The 17468-nt window shown below is 53.0% G+C and carries 16 protein-coding genes and 1 other RNA gene; 5 read left to right on the top strand and 12 right to left on the bottom strand.

Going from position 1 to position 17468, the window contains the following annotated elements; genetic code table 11:
* Positions 1 to 6: 6 nt before the first annotated feature.
* From B9Z35_RS06595 to pobA, 4 genes are all read right to left on the bottom strand, one after another.
* Positions 7 to 1044, bottom strand: coding sequence for a TRAP transporter substrate-binding protein (locus tag B9Z35_RS06595; protein WP_108282919.1), 1038 nt, complete (start codon positions 1042 to 1044; stop codon positions 7 to 9).
* A 22-nt stretch (positions 1045 to 1066) separates the two neighbouring features.
* A complete protein-coding gene (locus tag B9Z35_RS06600; protein ID WP_108282920.1) occupies positions 1067 to 2389 on the bottom strand; it encodes a TRAP transporter large permease in 1323 nt (440 codons plus the stop codon).
* On the bottom strand, positions 2386 to 2901 hold the full coding sequence (locus B9Z35_RS06605; RefSeq protein ID WP_108282921.1) for a TRAP transporter small permease: 516 nt from the start codon (positions 2899 to 2901) through the stop codon (positions 2386 to 2388). Before B9Z35_RS06605 ends, B9Z35_RS06600 begins: the two co-directional genes overlap by 4 nt.
* A 179-nt stretch (positions 2902 to 3080) precedes the next feature.
* Positions 3081 to 4265 carry a 4-hydroxybenzoate 3-monooxygenase gene (pobA, locus tag B9Z35_RS06610; protein ID WP_108282922.1) on the bottom strand — a complete coding sequence of 395 codons (1185 nt, stop codon included), beginning with the start codon at positions 4263 to 4265 and terminating at the stop codon, positions 3081 to 3083.
* Between the two features lie 135 nt (positions 4266 to 4400).
* Between pobA and B9Z35_RS06615 the strand changes: the two genes are divergently transcribed.
* Entirely contained in the window at positions 4401 to 5183 is a 783-nt protein-coding gene (locus B9Z35_RS06615; protein WP_108282923.1) for an IclR family transcriptional regulator C-terminal domain-containing protein, read from the top strand.
* 13 nt (positions 5184 to 5196) lie between these two features.
* Here B9Z35_RS06615 and B9Z35_RS06620 read toward each other — a convergent pair whose 3' ends face one another.
* The 8 genes from B9Z35_RS06620 to ompA form a co-directional block, all read right to left on the bottom strand.
* Positions 5197 to 6159 carry a tripartite tricarboxylate transporter substrate binding protein gene (locus tag B9Z35_RS06620; protein WP_108282924.1) on the bottom strand — a complete coding sequence of 321 codons (963 nt, stop codon included), beginning with the start codon at positions 6157 to 6159 and terminating at the stop codon, positions 5197 to 5199.
* Positions 6160 to 6169: 10 nt separating this feature from the next.
* Complete coding sequence (locus B9Z35_RS06625) at positions 6170 to 6874, bottom strand: class II aldolase/adducin family protein (protein WP_108282925.1); 705 nt, start codon at positions 6872 to 6874, stop codon at positions 6170 to 6172.
* A gap of 17 nt (positions 6875 to 6891) precedes the next feature.
* On the bottom strand, positions 6892 to 7884 hold the full coding sequence (locus tag B9Z35_RS06630; protein ID WP_108282926.1) for a 4,5-dihydroxyphthalate decarboxylase: 993 nt from the start codon (positions 7882 to 7884) through the stop codon (positions 6892 to 6894).
* Positions 7885 to 7887: 3 nt separating this feature from the next.
* Positions 7888 to 8880 (bottom strand): tripartite tricarboxylate transporter substrate binding protein, encoded by a 993-nt coding sequence (locus B9Z35_RS06635; RefSeq protein ID WP_233246501.1) that lies wholly within the window; start codon positions 8878 to 8880, stop codon positions 7888 to 7890.
* Between the two features lie 143 nt (positions 8881 to 9023).
* Positions 9024 to 9398, bottom strand: a transfer-messenger RNA (tmRNA) gene (gene ssrA, locus B9Z35_RS06640).
* A 12-nt stretch (positions 9399 to 9410) separates the two neighbouring features.
* A complete protein-coding gene (locus tag B9Z35_RS06645) occupies positions 9411 to 10076 on the bottom strand; it encodes an HAD-IA family hydrolase (RefSeq protein WP_108282928.1) in 666 nt (221 codons plus the stop codon).
* Positions 10076 to 10795, bottom strand: coding sequence for a bifunctional 2-polyprenyl-6-hydroxyphenol methylase/3-demethylubiquinol 3-O-methyltransferase UbiG (ubiG, locus tag B9Z35_RS06650; protein ID WP_108282929.1), 720 nt, complete (start codon positions 10793 to 10795; stop codon positions 10076 to 10078). Before ubiG ends, B9Z35_RS06645 begins: the two co-directional genes overlap by 1 nt.
* Before the next feature lie 69 nt (positions 10796 to 10864).
* On the bottom strand, positions 10865 to 11443 hold the full coding sequence (ompA, locus tag B9Z35_RS06655; RefSeq protein ID WP_108282930.1) for an outer membrane protein OmpA: 579 nt from the start codon (positions 11441 to 11443) through the stop codon (positions 10865 to 10867).
* 214 nt (positions 11444 to 11657) lie between these two features.
* On the opposite strand from ompA, the gene gyrA reads away from it, so the two are divergent.
* From gyrA to B9Z35_RS06675, 4 genes are read left to right on the top strand one after another with little or no spacing between them, the layout of a single operon-like run.
* Positions 11658 to 14345, top strand: a complete 2688-nt coding sequence (gene gyrA, locus B9Z35_RS06660) for a DNA gyrase subunit A (RefSeq protein ID WP_108282931.1) — start codon at positions 11658 to 11660, stop codon at positions 14343 to 14345.
* A 7-nt stretch (positions 14346 to 14352) separates the two neighbouring features.
* Positions 14353 to 15444 carry a 3-phosphoserine/phosphohydroxythreonine transaminase gene (serC, locus tag B9Z35_RS06665; RefSeq protein WP_108282932.1) on the top strand — a complete coding sequence of 364 codons (1092 nt, stop codon included), beginning with the start codon at positions 14353 to 14355 and terminating at the stop codon, positions 15442 to 15444.
* Positions 15445 to 15471: 27 nt separating this feature from the next.
* Entirely contained in the window at positions 15472 to 16572 is a 1101-nt protein-coding gene (pheA, locus tag B9Z35_RS06670) for a prephenate dehydratase (RefSeq protein ID WP_108282933.1), read from the top strand.
* Positions 16569 to 17465, top strand: coding sequence for a prephenate dehydrogenase/arogenate dehydrogenase family protein (locus tag B9Z35_RS06675; RefSeq protein ID WP_108282934.1), 897 nt, complete (start codon positions 16569 to 16571; stop codon positions 17463 to 17465). Before pheA ends, B9Z35_RS06675 begins: the two co-directional genes overlap by 4 nt.
* The last annotated feature ends 3 nt before the right edge of the window (positions 17466 to 17468 follow it).

The following is a 17468-nucleotide window of genomic DNA, read 5'->3' on the forward strand; positions in this document are numbered from 1 at the left end:
AACGCTTTACTTACCTGCAGCGTACTTGGCAATCAGTGCCTTGGCACCTTCCAGCATTTGCTTGCCGTTTTTGCCTTTGCTGTTCATGTCAGCCACCCAGTCGTCGGTCAAAGGTTGACCAATCTTTTTCCAGTTTTCCAATTCGGCTTTTGGAATCACGTTGACGGTGTTCTTGGTAGTGGTTTTCTTGCCTTCAATGTCTGCTTGCAAGAAAGCTTTACCAGCCATGCCTGACAAGGCTTGGCCACTGTTTTGATCAATCACCTTCTTCAGCTCAGGCGACAGAGAGTCGTACTTGGCTTGGTTCATCGCGAACACGAATGTGGCAGTGTAGAAAGCGGGTTCGGCGGGATCTGTTTCAGAGTGGAATTTCACCAACTCTTGAATTTTCACTGCAGGCACCACTTCGTAAGGCACTACAGCACCGTCGATCACGCCTTTAGACAAAGCGTCACCCACTTGCGGCACGGGCATGCTCACGGGTGTGCCGCCCAACAAAGCAATGAACTTGTTGGTAGTGCGTGTGGGGGCGCGGAGTTTCAAACCCTTTAAGTCAGCCGCTGTGCGGATGGGTTTGTTAGTCATGTGAAACACACCGTCGCCGTGCACGTGGAAGGCCAAGGGCTTGACGTCTTTGAATTCAGCTTTGGCATATTGGTCCACATAGTCCCACAGCGCTTTGCTGGTGGCTTCTGGGCTCTGCATCATGAAGGGCAATTCAAACACTTCGATGGATGGGAAGCGGCCAGCGGTGTAGCCAGGCAATGTCCAAATCACGTCGGCCACGCCGTCACGGGCCTGTTCAAACAACTGAGGGGGCGAGCCACCGAGCTGCATGGATGGATAAATCTGGCACTTCATTTTGTTGTTCGACTCTTTGGCAATGCGGTCACACCAAGGTTGAATGAACAAGGTTTGTGCGTACGAAGAAGCTGGCAAGAAGTGGTGCACTTTGAGTGTCACTTCTTGTGCCGATGCAGTTTGGCCAATGGCCGCAACGGTCAATGCAGCAGCTGCAGCTACTTTGAGAAAACGATTTTTCATTGAGGTCTCCGGTTATAAAAATTTAAGTCAATGCATGAACAAGCCACAACGAGATGGCGGGGAACGCAATCAACAGCGACAAGCGAATGCCGTCTGTAATAAGGAAAGGCACCACACCTTTGTAGGTTTCAACCATGGGCACATCCTTGGCCAAACCATTCATGATGTACACGTTAAGACCCACAGGCGGGAAGATCATGCCGATCTCGCAAACTGTCAGAATAAGAATACCAAACCACAGCGACTTATCAGACGGGTTTAACCCGAAGAAATCCATGCCCAAAATGACTGGGAACAAGGTGGGAACGGTGAGCAAAATCATGGACATCTCATCCATCACACAACCCAAGATGATGTAGAAGATCATGATGCCGGCCATCACCACCAGCGGTGAAATCTGCAAATGGCCCACCATGTCAGCCAACTGTGCAGGCAACTGCGAGAGGGCCAATGAGGCGTTGATCATGTCTGCGCCAATAAAGATCAAGAAGATCATGCCGCTGGTCTGCGCCGTGGTGCGAATAGACGCCACGAGCTTGTCAAACGTCATCTCGCGACGCAGCAAGGTGATGGCAAAGGTCAACACGTTGCCAATGGCCGCACCCTCGGTTGCGGTGAATACACCGCCATAGATGCCACCGAACACCACTAAAAAGATGGCAGCAATCGGCCACACATTCAAGGCGCTGGTCAGCACTTCACTGCTAGAGGCCGCTTTGGCTTGAGGCGCCTGGTCTGGGTGAATGCGAACAATCACCGCAATGGCGAGAAGATAGCCTGCTGCAGCCAGTAAAGCTGGGATATAGGCTGCCAAAAACATCTTAGTGATGTTCTGCTCAGTCAAGATGGCGTAGACCATCAACGTCACTGAAGGCGGCAGCAGCACACCCATCGTGCCCCCCGTAGCGAGCACTGCAGTAGCCAGTCTGCCCGAGTAGTTGATGCGACGCATTTCGGGGTAAGCCACTTGCGCAATGGTGGCGGTCGTTGCCACGGTAGAGCCAGAGATGGAACCAAACGCGGCACATGCCAACACACCCGCCATGGCCATGCCGCCTTTGAAGCGCCCCAACAAAGCATTGGCAAAGTCAAACAGTGCTTTAGACAAACCGCCGTGCACTGCAAACGCGCCCATCAACATGAACAGCGGAATCACAGACAAGTCATAAATCGACACTCGGCTATAAACAGCGCCTTTGAGGTGCGATAGCAAAGGCAACCAGCCCGCCAAGGCCATGTAACCCACAGCACCTGGCACAAACATAGAAATGGCAATCGGTACGCGAACGGCCATCAGCACCAACATGGCGCCAAACATGGCTAAACCAATACTCATCGTGCTCATACTTCTTCCTTCGCAATCAAACCAAGGTGTTGCAGGGTTTGAACAAACCCAATCACCGAGCACAGCGCCAAGCCTGGCACCATCAACATATAGGGAATCCACAGTGGTAAGGCCATCAGCATGGAAGTTTCTTGGTTGGCTTTGATGTCAATGCAACCTACCGACACGCGCCAAGCGACCAAACCCAACACCAGCGTGTAGAGGAACGTGCCAAAAGCATCCAGTCTGCTTTGTGTTTTTTCTGAAGTGCCTGTAGTGAAGAAATCCACAATGATGTTGGCTTGACGAAACTGGGTATAGGGCAAGAAGGAAGCCACTACCACCGCACAACCCAGCTGGACCAACTCCACATCGCCCAAGATGGGGTGTGAAAAGAAAGCGCGGCCAATCACGCTCACCACCGTCACCGAGGCAATGGCGACTAACACTGCGCCACCAATAGTGGCGCTGGCATCGCACAAGCGCTGTAAGACGCGGTCCACGCCAGATGCCGGCGTATGTTGCTCACTCATAAATGCTCCTCTTTTTAGGTCTTGTTTTGTCGGGTCAATTCTCTCGATTGAATTAACCCCAAATTGAACGTTAGGAATCTACCAGATATGCAATTTCGATATATCTGATGAACAGAAATAACTTGCAAAGAAAAAGGGTGATGACACGTTTGATAGTCATCCCCCTCCTCGAAGCCAAGTTACTCGCCAAAGTTCAGTGGCAAGCCCACGTAGTTTTCAGCCATCGTGCGAGAACCAGCCTCACTGTGGATCAGATAATCCAGCTCAGCCTCTTGGAACTTTTGACCAATCTCGCCTTGATCAGGAAAACGGTGCATCAAACTGGTGAACCACCACGAGAAGCGCTCAGCACGCCAAATACGAGCCAAACAACGGGTGGAGTAGTGGTCAATGCCTGCATGTGATTTCTCAACGCATGCCTCGATCAGCGCGTCCGACAAATACTTCACGTCAGTCGCGGCCAAATTCAAACCCTTGGCACCTGTGGGTGGCACGATATGAGCAGCGTCACCTGCCAAGAACAAGGTCCCAAAGCGCATGGGTTCAGTCACAAAACTGCGCAACGGGGCAATGCTCTTTTCAATGCTAGGGCCTGTCACTAAGTGTTCGCGTGCCTCAGGGTCAAGGCGATTGCGTAACTCAGCCCAGAAAGCGTCGTCAGACCATTGCTCGACCTTGTCCGTCAACGGGACTTGCAGGTAGTAGCGACTGCGTGTGAGGCTGCGTTGCGAACACAGCGCAAAACCACGTGTGCTGTTGGCGTAAATCAGCTCTTCGTGCACCGGTGGGGTATCTGACAACACACCCAACCAGCCAAACGGATACACCTTTTCAAATTCTTGAATCGACTTTTTAGGCACGCTGGCCCGGCACACGCCATGAAAACCGTCGCAACCCGCAATGAAGTCGCACTCAATGGTGTGGCTTTTACCGTCTTTGCTAAAGCTCACGCTCGGTTTGTTGCTATCGAAGCCTTGAATCTGAACATCGTCGGCTTCATAAATGGTGGTCAGGCCTGCGGCTTGTCGCGCATCCATCAAATCGCGGGTGACTTCGGTCTGCCCATAGACCATCACTTTTTTACCGCCGGTCAGGTCTGCCAAATCAATGCGGTGACGGGCGCCTTTGAACAACAAGTCGAAGCCTGTGTGGACTAAGCCTTCTTTGTTCATCCGCTTGTCTACCCCTGCTTCGGTCAACACATCGAGCGTGACTTGTTCTAGCACGCCTGCACGAATGCGACCCAAGACATAGTCCGGGCTTTGACGCTCCAAGATCACCGCATCCACACCTGCCTTGTGTAGCAGTTGACCCAACAACAAGCCCGAAGGGCCGGCACCCACAATCACTACTTGTGTTCGCATGTCTCTCATCCTTGTATTTAAAAGTGCCTTGAGATTAATGGCACATTTGATCTATCGCAAAGTTCAAAATGCAAACCTGCGCGGTGAATAGAATACTTGCGCGATGATCGCGCAACCTACATTGACGGCAAACGTATGAATAAGTCTGACTGGATCGAGGGCATGGCCCGTGGGATGACCGTGCTGGAGAGCTTTGACACCGAACGGCAACGTTTAAATGCAACGCTAACAGCTGAACGCACGGGACTCACGCGTGCTGCTGCAAGACGGCATTTGTTGACCTTAGCGAACTTAGGCTACTTGGAGTCCGATGGTCAGTACTTCTGGCTGTCGGCAAAAGTACTCGGTTTTGCTGGTAGCTACTTGTCAGGCGCACGTTTACCTCGTGCAGTGCAACCGACCTTGCATCAATTGAGCTTAGCCACACAACTGTCATGCTCTGTTGCCGTTTTGCAAAACGATTCAGTGATCATCGTCGCGCGTGGCATCTGGCAAGGCAGCCATACCCAAACTAAGGCAAGCCACAACGTATTGGCTTACGGACTCCATGTGGGGACTCGCCTACCCGCTCATGCCACGTCTACTGGCCAAGTCCTCCTCGCTAACTTACCCAACACAGAGTTGATGGCATGGTTAAAAAACACACCACTCAGTCGGTTGACTACAAACACCGCCATACAGGCCAGCTCATTGAAACAAAAACTCAAAGCCATCGCCAAACAAGATTATTGTGTGGCCAATCAAGAGCATGAGTTAGGGGTTGATGCAATAGCAGTGCCATTAAGAAACACAAGTGGCAAGACAGTTGCTGCACTAAATTTAGTGCGTTCGAGCATAGACAGTAATGCCCAGGATTTGGCATCGCTTTGGTTGCCATTGCTGCAACAGACAGCGCAGACGTTGCGACCTTTGATCTAGCCTGTATTTAAGCCTAATCAATTTTGAGCTTAAGCTCAGAAATCAACTTGCTGTATTTGGCTTGATCACGTTTGATCAGTTTTTGCATTTCATCAGGTGAAGTGACGAATGGCTCAATCCCACCCGCGTTGGCAAAAGATTCTGCCAATTCATGAGAAGCCAACACGCGTGCAACATCTTTACGCAAGCGTTGCACGATGAGATCAGGAGTACCACGCGGCGCGAACAAACCAATCCAAATCGTGTTGTCAAAGCCAGGGTAAAACTCTGAAACAGTAGGCACATCGGGCAGCAACTTAGATCGCGCTAACCCGCTCACCGCGATCGCGCGCAACTTGCCAGCCTTGATTAAAGATGAGTTCGAGGTACCAGAAAACATCGCCACCGTTTCACCCCCGATAGTGGCGGTGGTTGCTGCAGTGCCGCCTTTGTATGGAACGTGCAACAAATCAATGTCAGCCTTGGCTTTGAGCAACTCCATGGTCAAGTGGTGTTGGCTGCCATTACCGCCTGAGGCGTAGGCCAATGCTGGCTTGGCATTCTTTGCATATGCCACAAACTCTGGCAAAGTTTTGACAGGAAGATTGGCATTGATCGACAACACAAACTGATTGGCTCCCAAGGTGGCAATAGGAATCAGCTCTTTATTCACATCCACCGTCGATTGCTTGTAAAGGTATGGATTGATGACAAACAAACTATCCATGCCGACCAACAAGGTGTAACCATCAGCAGTTGCATGCGCTGCATACTCAGCCGCTAATTGACCGTTCGAACCAATTTTGTTCTCCACCACCACAGGTTGAGACCAAAGCATTGCCAATCGATGGCCCACGGCGCGGGCAATCAAATCAGGTGCGCCGCCTGGAGGAATGGGTGAAATCAAACGCACTGTTTTTTGTGGATAGTCTTGTGCAAATGCACACACACCCAACCAGTACACCAGACAAGCCAAGACACATTTTCTAAGCGACATGATGAGCCCCTTAATGTGTGTTGCTAAGTCGTTTGATTTTTCTTACCAAGTAGTTGAAGTTGATGGTGTACTGCTCATCGCGTGTGATGTCATGGTGTAACTTTTGAATTTGGGAAACATCAAATGTTTCCCCTACGCCAGCTGACATGGCCGCCAATTGAATTTGACAAGCGTTCTCAAGCATGATCAACAAAATTGTGGCTTCTTCCACCGTTGATCCGACCACAGACACGCCGTGGTTACGCATCAGCACCGCTTTGCATGAACCTAATGCTTTTGCCACACCAATACCAAGCTCAGTGGTGCGAATCAAATCAATGGATTCGTCAAAGTAAGGTAACCCATCAGCAAACGCCACGCTGGGTTGACTGATGGGTTGCAGCTTTTTGCCTGTAGCCGAAAATGCAACAGCATAAGTAGGATGTGCGTGAATCACACTGTTGACATCTGGTCTAGCTTTGTAAATTTCGGAATGAATGAACACCTCACTGTGGCGTCGCCCTGTGCCGCCTACTTTCTCGCCTTCCAAGTTGCAAAGCACCATGTTCTCTGGTGTGATTTCGTCAAAACCAAAACTGTGTGGTTTCATGTAAAAGTGATCTGAATCACCGGGCACGCGAATGGACACATGTCCACGCGTCAAGTCCCCCAAGCCGTGATGGTCAATGATGAGGCCCGCTTCGATCAGTCGTTGTTGCGTTGGATTACCAGACATTGAATTCTCTTGTTAAGTTAAATTTTGAATGCTTCGAGCGATTCAGGTGCAAACAAATCCGCGACATTGAGTTTGTGCGCTGATAAGCCCTGTTCGTGGTGATAGCGTGTAAAGGTGTCTAGCGTCTTGTAGTTTTTCTCTAGACCATAAGCCCACCAGTCATCGCCAAACTCTCGACGCGCATCTTCGACGTGAGCCGTCAGCCATGGCAACATCGCCTTCAAAGCGGCCGTTTCATACAAATCTCGGTAGGTGTGACGTTGCGCCTCAATGAAAGCTTTGGTCAAAGACTGTGCAATCCAGCGATTGGCTTCGTACACCTCACGACGAATCACGACCGTGTGCATGATGGGGAAAATCCCCGTATCTCGGTAATAAGCACGCTCTACATCAACATAATTCTCAAACAAGCGACGCACCTTGCCGTCACCCTTTAAAAACGAAGATGGCATACGTGCGGTGTAAAGCGCATCCAACTCGCCGTCATGCAGCATTTGTGACAAGGTTTGCGTTGGACCAATGGGGTTAACTTGGAAATTTGAAGGCAATTGAAGCTTCATTTTTTCTATGCGTCCTGGCTCTTCCTCGCCTCCAAACAAATATGGCTGAGCATCTACAGCAACACCATAGTGATCGGCCAAGATGCCACGAATCCAAACAGGTGCCGTCATCTGGTATTCGGGGCTCGCAATGCGTTTGCCAATCAAATCTTTGGGCTCGTGAATGCCACTTTCTGCATTGACGTAAATGCAAGAGTGTCTAAAAAATCGCGAGGGAAAAATTGGCAAGGCTACAAAGGGGCGCTCAGGCTTGTTCAATGTGACACAGTAAGAAGACAACGACATTTCTGCGACATCAAACTCTTGAAACCTAGCCATACGAAAGAAGGTTTCTTCCACGGGCAAGTTCAGATAATTCAGATCAATCCCATCAACTTGAACCGTTCCATCCATCAGCGCGCGCGTTCGATCGTAGTTCCAGCACGCAAAGCTCAGTTTTAATTTACTCACCCATCACTCCTGTTGTTTGATGCCTGCAGCTTGGATTGCCTTACCAAAGCGTTCAATTTCGTCATTAATGGCACGCGCATACTCCGTAGACCCAACGCCCACAGCCTCAATGCCCGAATTACTCAAAGACTGAACAACCTCGGGCATCTTTGCGACCACGGCTATTTCACTGCTGATGCGATCTATGGCTGCTTGCGATGTACCTGTTGAAGCCAGCACGCCAATGATCGGCGCAAAGTCAAAACCAGGAATTAACTCTGACACTGTCGGTACATTGGGTTCTTGAGGAGAACGCTTGGCCGCATTGCTGCCAATCAAACGCACTTGCCCTGACTTCACAAAGCCCGACAGAGATGGCAACGCTGAAAACAACATATCCACTTGACCACCAATCAAAGCGGGGACTGACTGCGCAGTACCTTTGAACGGCACATGGGTCATGTCTAAATTCATGGCTGATTTCAACGCTTCCATGCTTAAGTGATGCGTGCTGCCAACGCCAGAAGACCCATAAGTCAACGTGCCAGGCTTATTCTTGGCCAATGCCACCAATTCTTTCAAATTATTCGCAGGAATTTTGGCGTTGACCGCCAAATACAAAGGCGCCCGTGCCGCTAATGAAACTGGCACAAAGTCGCGTTTGTAGTCGTAGCTGATTGATTTATACAAAGCAGGGTTGATGGAAAACATCGATGCGTCCGTCAACATGAAGGTATAGCCATCTTTCGGCGCAGCCGCCATGGCTTGCGCAGCAACTACGCCGTTCGCCCCCGGCTTGTTGTCAATCACCACAGGCTGACCCAAGCGCTCACCCAAACGCTGCGCATAATTGCGGGCCACCGTGTCGGGTAACCCACCTGCTGAGTAAGGAACTATGAACTTGATAGGGTGATTAGGATAAGTCTGAGCCCATGCAGCAGTAAGTGAAAAACTAAGCACGATGAAGCAGAGAGATTGCCACATCAGATGAAAACGCATGCACAAATACTGAGACATGAATCACTCCATTTAGAAGACTCATCAGATTTCAGCACGCTATGTGCTTTACTCATGTAACCAACTTGACTTCAAAAATGTCTGCTAGAAATATGGAAAAAGGCCGCTAGGTGGTTAAACCTAGCGGCCTTTGTCGTTGCAGATGGTGGAGCTGGCGGGATTTGAACCCGCGTCCACAAGCCTTTTTCGTACAGTTCTACATGTGTAGTCGTCTGATTTGAGTCTCGCCGTGTGCGTCGCGCAGCGACACGCTACGCACCCAGCCAGTACCCTTTTTTCTCACACCACCTCAAGGTACCCGAGGTGATGCCAGCCCATATGTTTTCCCTTGCAGCTAGGAAGTCTTGCGACCCCCTAACCCAGCCTATCGGCCAACTGTTGCAAGGCTCACCGGATTAAGCGGCGAGTGCGAAACGTTCGTCGTTTGCAGTTAGTTTTTTTTCCGAAGATTTACGAGGATCAGAACCTCGACATGCCCTGCCACGCGTCCGAACCCATGTCGAAACCAGTGCAGCCCCAAGTCTCCTATTTTAGGCCTCTGCCAGCAATTGCAAGAGCTTATTTGGAGAATCCACGAATAAATCTGCGCCCCAGGCGCTGATGTCAGTCTTTTCACCCAAGTAACCATAGCCAGCAGCCACTGTGGGCATGCCTGCTGCGCGACCTGCTGCAATGTCACGCTCGTCATCGCCCACATACAAACACACCTCTGGGGGCAATGCCAAACGGCGAGCCGCTTCAAACAAGGGTTCGGGATGCGGTTTAGGGTGTGGAGTTGTATCGCCGCTCACAATCGCACGCGCGCTGGCAAACAAGGGCATGGCAGCAGTCAGCGGATCAGTGAACCGCGCCATTTTGTTGGTCACCACGCCCCACGGCATTTGGCGCAACTGAAGGTGCTCAATCAAATCTTCCACGCCATCAAACACATAGGTGCGCACGGTCATCGCCGCTTCGTAGTTAGCAAAGAACTCTTCGCGCATGGTCATGAAGTCTTGATGCTCAGGCGTCATATCAAACGCCACCTTCAACATGCCGCGTGCTCCGGCACCTGCCAACGGTCGGTACAGCTCATAGGGCAACGACGACATGCCTCGGTCGGTGCGCATTTTGTCGGCGGCAGCACCAAGGTCGGGGGCGCTGTCAATCAAGGTGCCATCCAAATCGAACAGCACTGCACGAATATTTTTTAGCATCACAACGACCTTTGCGTGGCAACCATGTAGTTGACGCTGGTGTCGCCACTCAGCCAGTAGCGCCGCGTAAGTGGGTTGTATTCCATGCCTCGGGTGTGTTGCCACTCAAGGCCTGCTTCTCGGCAATCACGTGCCAGCTCGCTGGGGCGAATGAACTTAGCGTATTCGTGTGTGCCACGCGGCAACAAGTTCAATACGTATTCAGCGCCCACGATGGCAAACAAAAATGACTTAGCGTTGCGGTTGAGCGTCGAGAAAAACACATGGCCACCCGGCTTGACCAACTGCGCACAAGCTCGCACGATGGACGACGGGTCTGGCACGTGCTCGAGCATTTCCATGCAGGTCACCACATCAAAGCTGGCGGGCTGCTCTGCAGCCAACGCTTCCACCGCCACCTCACGGTATTGCACGTTAGGTGTTTGGGCCTCTAAGGCATGCAGCTGCGCCACTTTGAGCGACTTGGTCGCCAAGTCAATACCCAAAGCATGCGCGCCAGAACGCGCCATGGCGTCGGTCAAGATACCGCCGCCGCAACCCACATCCAACACTTTTTTGCCCTGCAAGGGCGCAATGCCATTGATCCAATCCAAACGCAGCGGATTGATTTGGTGCAATGGACGAAATTCGCTTTCTGGATCCCACCAACGGTGGGCGAGGTCTGAGAATTTGGCCAATTCGGCCTGGTCGACATTGGTATGAGTGGCAGTGTTTTCCATGATTTGTATTGTCGTTCAAGCAAAAAGAAACCCCGCCGAGGCGGGGTTTCTTTTTTAGATCAGGTCAGATCAGTTCTTGCGGGTGCCCACAACTTCGATCTCAACGCGACGGTTCTTAGCGCGACCTTCTTTGGTCTTGTTGCTAGCCACGGGTTGCTTCTCGCCTTTACCTTCGGTGTAAACGCGGTTTTTCTCGATGCCTTTAGACACCAAGTAAGCCTTCACAGCTTCAGCGCGACGCACAGACAATTTTTGGTTGTAAGCGTCAGAGCCGACAGAGTCAGTGTGACCCACAGCGATGATGACTTCCAAGTTGATGCCTTTAACTTTAGCCACCAAGTCGTCCAACTTGGCCTTGCCAGCTGGCTTGACCACTGACTTGTCGAAGTCAAAGAATGCGTCAGCAGCGTAAGTCACTTTAGAAGCGGCAGCAACAGGAGCAGCAGCTTTTGCTTCAACAGGAGCAGCACCACCGCAACCAGGAGCAGCAGTAGCAGGTGTCCAGTTGGCATCGCGCCAGCAATCGCCTGTGGAGTTTTTCCACACGTCGCCTGATGAGTTGCGCCAGTTGTCAATGTTTTGAGCCATAGCAGCAGTTGCCAAAGCAGCGGTAGCAACAAAAGCTGCCAAGTTCTTCAAGTTTTTCATGATTCACCTCTGAGGGATTTATAAGCCGCAGACCACTCTGCGAATTCAGGGCAATCTAGGTGATTAACCTATGACGCTCCCGATGATTGTGCCATAACCAAAACGAGCTACTTCCACCTATAACGAGGCTTAACAATTTAAGACGGCAGCTGTTGCATAGCAACCACAACTTTAGAGCCTAAAATGTTCGATTTCCTGCTTTACGGCCTCTTTCATGACCCAGTTCGCCAAAGAAACCTTGCCCATCAGCCTAGAAGAGGAGATGCGTCGCAGCTACCTAGATTACGCCATGAGCGTGATTGTGGGCCGCGCCCTTCCCGATGCGCGTGACGGTTTAAAGCCTGTGCACCGCCGCGTCTTGTTCGCGATGCACGAGCTCAACAACGACTGGAACCGTCCCTATAAGAAGTCAGCCCGTATCGTGGGTGACGTGATTGGTAAATACCATCCGCACGGCGACAGCGCGGTGTACGACACCATCGTGCGTATGGCCCAGGACTTCTCTCTGCGCCACATGTTGGTAGACGGCCAAGGTAACTTCGGCTCGGTCGACGGCGACAACGCTGCGGCGATGCGTTACACGGAAATCCGCTTATCCAAGATCGCGCACGAAATGTTGAGCGACATTGACAAAGAAACCGTCGACTTCGGCCCGAACTACGACGGCTCTGAAAAAGAACCCTTGGTACTGCCAAGCCGCATTCCTAACTTGCTGGTCAACGGCTCCTCCGGCATTGCGGTGGGTATGGCTACCAACATCCCACCTCACAACTTGAATGAAGTGGTGGACGCGTGTTTGCACATGTTGCGCCACCCCGAAGCCACCATCGACGAGTTGATGGAAATCATTCCAGCGCCAGACTTCCCAACGGCCGGCATTATTTACGGCATCAGCGGCGTCAAAGACGGCTACCGCACCGGTCGTGGCCGTGTGGTCATGCGCGCCAAGTGCCACTTTGAAGACATCGACAAAGGCCAGCGCCAGTCCATCATCGTGGACGAATTGCCATACCAAGTAAACAAAAAGACCTTGCAAGAACGCATGGCAGAGTTGGTTCACGAGAAGAAGATTGAAGACATCAGCCACATCCAAGACGAGTCTGACAAGTCAGGCATGCGCTTGGTCATTGAACTCAAGCGCGGCGCCGTGCCTGAGGTGGTGCTGAACAACCTCTACAAACAAACCCAACTGCAAGATACCTTCGGTATCAACATGGTGGCCTTGATTGACGGCCAACCCAAGCTCTGCAATTTGCGCGACTTGATTGCTGTGTTCTTGGGCCACCGCCGCGAAGTGGTGACACGCCGCACCATCTTCACCCTGCGCAAAGCCCGCGAACGCGGCCATGTGCTGGAAGGCTTGGCTGTGGCTTTGGCCAACATCGACGAGTTCATTCGCATCATCCGTAATGCGCCTACGCCCCCTGTGGCCAAGGCCGAGCTGATGACCAAGTCTTGGGACAGCCAACTGGTGCGCGAAATGCTCACCCGTAGCCGTGCTGACGGCGGCGTGATTAACGCTGACGACTACCGCCCCGATGGTTTGGAAAAAGAATTCGGCATGGGCAGCGACGGTCTGTATCGTTTGAGCGAAACCCAAGCCCAAGAAATTCTGCAAATGCGTCTGCAACGCTTGACGGGTCTTGAGCAAGACAAGATCGTTAACGAATACAAAGACGTCATGGCCGAGATCGACGACTTGCTCGACATCTTGGCCAAGCCCGAACGCGTGTCCACCATCATTGGTGATGAGCTGACCGTTGTGAAGAACGAATTCGGTCAAAGCAAGCTCGGCGCACGCCGCAGCGTGATTGAGCACAACGCTCAAGACTTGGGCACCGAAGACCTGATCACGCCCACCGACATGGTGGTCACGCTCAGCCACAGCGGCTACATCAAGAGCCAACCCCTGTCTGAATACCGCGCCCAAAAACGCGGCGGTCGCGGCAAACAAGCCACAGCGACCAAAGAAGACGATTGGGTGGACCAACTCTTCATTGCCAACACACACGACTATCTGCTGTGCTTCTCCAACCGCGGCCGTTTGTACTGGCTCAAGGTGTGGGAAGTGCCTGCGGGTTCACGCGGTTCACGCGGTCGCCCCATCGTCAACATGTTCCCCTTGCAAGAAGGCGAAAAAATTAATGTGGTCTTGGCCCTCACCGGCGAAACACGCACCTTCCCCGAAGACCAATTTGTGTTCATGGCCACGTCCATGGGCACGGTCAAGAAGACCTCGCTCGACGAATTCAACAACCCACGCAAGGGCGGCATCATCGCCGTCAACTTGGACGAAGGTGACTTCCTGATCGGCGCAGCCCTCACAGACGGCAAGCACGACGTGATGTTGTTCAGCGACGGCGGCAAAGCCGTGCGCTTTGACGAAAACGATGTGCGCCCCTTGGGTCGTAGTGCCCGTGGTGTGCGCGGCATGATGATCGAAGACGGCCAAAGCGTCATCGCCATGTTGGTATCTGAACAAGAAGACCCAAGTGCAGTGGCCGACGAAACCGTCGCTCGCGCCAGCGTGTTGACGGCCACCGAAAACGGTTACGGCAAACGCACCAACATCAGCGAATACACCCGCCACGGCCGTGGCACCAAAGGCATGATTGCCATCCAGCAATCTGAGCGCAACGGAAAAGTTGTGGCAGCCACCTTGGTGCAAGCGGACGACGAAATCATGCTCATCACCGACACCGGCGTATTGGTGCGTACCCGCGTTGCTGAAATCCGCGAAATGGGCCGCGCCACACAAGGCGTGACCTTGATTGGTTTGGACGAAGGCGCCAAGCTCAGCGGTTTGCAACGCATTGTCGAAAACGATGCCAACGCTCACTTCAGCGAAGGCGCAGAAGACGACAACGCAGAAGGCGGCACTGACGCCCCAAGCGAAGGCTAATCTAAGCATGACCCGCCCGTTTAACTTTTCTGCAGGTCCAGCGGCCATGCCGTTGGAGGTGCTGCAGCAAGCCGCTGCTGAGATGACCGATTGGCATGGCAGCGGTATGGGCGTCATGGAGATGAGTCACCGCGGCAAAGAGTTCATCAGCATTTACGAACAGGCCGAAGTCGATGTGCGCGAACTTTTGGCCGTGCCCGCCAACTTCAAAATCTTGTTCATGCAAGGCGGCGGTTTGGCAGAAAACGCCATCGTGCCCTTGAACCTCTCACGCGGCGAAATCATTGATGTGGTGGTCACGGGCAGCTGGAGCGAGAAGTCGTACAAAGAAGCCAGCAAATTCTGCACACCACATTTGGCAGCCACGGGTGCCGAAAGCAACTTCACAACCTTGCCAACACCAGCGCAATGGCAGCTCAGTGCTGGTTCGCAATACGTACACATTTGCACCAACGAAACCATCCACGGCGTGGAGTTTCACACCCTGCCCGACCTCAAAGTCTTGGGCTCTGACGCACCATTGGTGATTGACTTCTCTTCACATGTGCTTTCCCGTAGTGTGGACTGGGCACGGGTGGGCGTGGCATTTGGTGGTGCGCAAAAGAACATTGGCCCCGCTGGTGTGACCTTGGTCATCGTGCGCGAAGACTTGCTGGGCCATGCACTCAGAGCTTGCCCCAGCGCGTTCAACTACAAAACTGTGGCCGATAACGGCTCCATGTACAACACGCCGCCCACGTACAGCATTTACATGGCTGGGCTGACTTTCCAATGGCTCAAACGCCAAGGTGGTGTGGCTGCGATGGAGCAACAAAATATCGCCAAAGCCAAGCTGTTGTATGACTTCTTAGACAGTTCCAGTTTCTACAGTAACAAGGTGGCACACGACTGCCGTTCACGCATGAACGTCCCCTTCTTCTTGGCTGACGAGTCACGTAACGACGCATTCTTAGCCGGCGCCAAAGCCGCAGGCCTGTTGCAGCTCAAAGGCCACAAATCGGTCGGCGGCATGCGCGCCAGCATCTACAACGCCATGCCAATTGAAGGTGTGCAAGCGTTGGTGAACTACATGCAAGCGTTTGAAAAAACACAGGCTTGATTGAGCATCTGAACGAGCAACAACACCATGAGCCAACAACCCGTTCAATCCGACGCCCTTGCCGCCTTGCGCGTGCAAATCGACGCGCTCGACAAACAACTGCTGCAACTGGTCAACGACCGTGCCAAAGTGGCAGAGCTTGTGGGCGAAATCAAACGCGCCGAAGGCTCGCCGTTCTTCCGCCCTGACCGCGTGGCGCAAGTCATCGACAAAATCACGCAGGCCAACCCAGGTCCGCTCAAGAACGAACACATCGCCTCCATCTGGCGCGAAATCATGTCGGCTTGTTTGGCACTCGAAGCGCCACAACGCGTGGCGGTGCTCGGCCCCCAAGGCACGTTTTGCGAACAAGCAGCAATTGAGTTTTTTGGCAGCGCAGCCAACCTGATTTACTGCGCCAACTTTGACGAAGTCTTCCACGCCACCGCTGCGGGCACAGCCCAATACGGCGTGGTAGGCATGGAAAACTCCACCGAAGGTGTCGTGGCCCGCTCGCTCGATTTGTTCTTGCGCTCGCCCGTGCATGTGGTGGGCGAAGTTAGCTTACTAGTCCGCCACAACTTGATGCGTCAAATCAACTCAGATGCCGACATCGAAGTCGTGATGGCTCACCCCCAAGCATTGGCTCAATGCCAAGGTTGGCTCAGCCAACACCTGCCGTTGGCCGAGCGCCGTGCGGTGTCTAGCAATGCCGAAGGCGCACGCCTCGCCGCCACCAACCCCAAGTGGGCGGCCTTGGCCAGCGAACGCGCAGCCAGTCAGTTTGGCCTGCACATCGTGCACCACGCCATCCAAGACGAGGCCTACAACCGCACACGCTTTGCTGTCATCGCTTTGCCACAGACTTTGGCAACGCCACCTGCGTCGGGTAACGACTGCACCAGCTTGGTGGTATCAGTCCCGAACCGTCCGGGCGCTGTGCACGACTTGCTCGTACCGCTCAAAAACAACGGTGTGTCGATGACGCGCTTTGAGTCGCGCCCTGCCAAATCTGGTCAGTGGGAGTACTACTTCTACATCGACATCTCAGGCCACGTCAGCCAGCCCCATGTGGCTGCAGCGCTGCAAGAGCTGCAAGGCTTGTGCGCTTTTTACAAGGTCTTGGGTTCTTACCCAGTTTCAGAATGACATTTCAGCGGCTTGCCCTCATCGGCTGTGGCCTGATGGGCGGCTCATTTGCGCTCGCCTTGCGCGAGGCAGGATTGGTGCAAACCATCGTCGGCTTCAGTGCTTCAGAAAAAACCCGCCAACGCGCGGTTGAACTCAAGGTCATCAACCAAGCTTGCAATAGCGTGGCCGAAGCTGTGCAAGGCGCGGACTTGGTATTGCTCGCTGTCCCCGTGGGCGCCATGCACAGCAGCTTTGCTGCCATGCGCGATGTGTTGCAACCCAACACCTTGCTGATGGATGTGGGCTCCACCAAATGCGATGTGATTGCTGCTGCAGTTGCTTCCTTGGGTGAGCGCCTGAGTTGCTTTGTTCCCGCCCACCCGATTGCGGGCAAAGAAGTGGCTGGCATCGAACATGCCGAAGCCTCGCTTTACCAAGAGCGCCGCACCATCCTCACGCCCTTGCCTAAAACAGGCATCCACCGCCTACAAGCGGCACACGAAGTTTGGACAGCCGTAGGCAGCCATGTGAGCACCATGACACCCGAAGCTCACGACGCTACATTTGCTGCCGTGAGCCACTTGCCTCACATGCTGGCCTTTGCAGCCGTCAACGCGCTCATGGCTCAACCGCAAGGGGCAGCTTTCTTGGACATGGCCGGACCTGGGTTCAGAGACTTCTCACGCATTGCTGCGAGTGACTCATCGGTGTGGCGCGACATCTTGAGTGCAAACCATGCTGAAGTGCTTAAACAAGTCGCGCACTTTCGCACGGCACTCGATCACTTTGAAACCGCCTTGAAGCAAGGCGACGCCGCTGCCTTGCAACAACTGATTCAACAAGCCAGTGATGTGCGCTCGGCTTGGACACTGCAAGCGGGCAACGCTTGCAACAAAGCTTCTGAAGATTAATAG

This window comes from Limnohabitans sp. Jir61, assembly GCF_003063545.1.
Lineage (GTDB): Bacteria > Pseudomonadota > Gammaproteobacteria > Burkholderiales > Burkholderiaceae_C > Limnohabitans.

Coding starts and splice junctions, on each gene's coding strand:
- B9Z35_RS06625 (WP_108282925.1), bottom strand. CDS start 6,874: ATGTCTGGTAATCCAACGCAACAACGACTGATCGAAGCGGGCCTCATC.
- B9Z35_RS06675 (WP_108282934.1), top strand. CDS start 16,569: ATGACATTTCAGCGGCTTGCCCTCATCGGCTGTGGCCTGATGGGCGGC.
- B9Z35_RS06620 (WP_108282924.1), bottom strand. CDS start 6,159: ATGTCGCTTAGAAAATGTGTCTTGGCTTGTCTGGTGTACTGGTTGGGT.
- B9Z35_RS06645 (WP_108282928.1), bottom strand. CDS start 10,076: ATGCTAAAAAATATTCGTGCAGTGCTGTTCGATTTGGATGGCACCTTG.
- B9Z35_RS06595 (WP_108282919.1), bottom strand. CDS start 1,044: ATGAAAAATCGTTTTCTCAAAGTAGCTGCAGCTGCTGCATTGACCGTT.
- B9Z35_RS06600 (WP_108282920.1), bottom strand. CDS start 2,389: ATGAGCACGATGAGTATTGGTTTAGCCATGTTTGGCGCCATGTTGGTG.
- pheA (WP_108282933.1), top strand. CDS start 15,472: ATGAGCCAACAACCCGTTCAATCCGACGCCCTTGCCGCCTTGCGCGTG.
- ubiG (WP_108282929.1), bottom strand. CDS start 10,795: ATGGAAAACACTGCCACTCATACCAATGTCGACCAGGCCGAATTGGCC.
- serC (WP_108282932.1), top strand. CDS start 14,353: ATGACCCGCCCGTTTAACTTTTCTGCAGGTCCAGCGGCCATGCCGTTG.
- B9Z35_RS06615 (WP_108282923.1), top strand. CDS start 4,401: ATGAATAAGTCTGACTGGATCGAGGGCATGGCCCGTGGGATGACCGTG.
- ompA (WP_108282930.1), bottom strand. CDS start 11,443: ATGAAAAACTTGAAGAACTTGGCAGCTTTTGTTGCTACCGCTGCTTTG.
- gyrA (WP_108282931.1), top strand. CDS start 11,658: ATGACCCAGTTCGCCAAAGAAACCTTGCCCATCAGCCTAGAAGAGGAG.
- pobA (WP_108282922.1), bottom strand. CDS start 4,265: ATGCGAACACAAGTAGTGATTGTGGGTGCCGGCCCTTCGGGCTTGTTG.
- B9Z35_RS06605 (WP_108282921.1), bottom strand. CDS start 2,901: ATGAGTGAGCAACATACGCCGGCATCTGGCGTGGACCGCGTCTTACAG.
- B9Z35_RS06635 (WP_233246501.1), bottom strand. CDS start 8,880: ATGTCTCAGTATTTGTGCATGCGTTTTCATCTGATGTGGCAATCTCTC.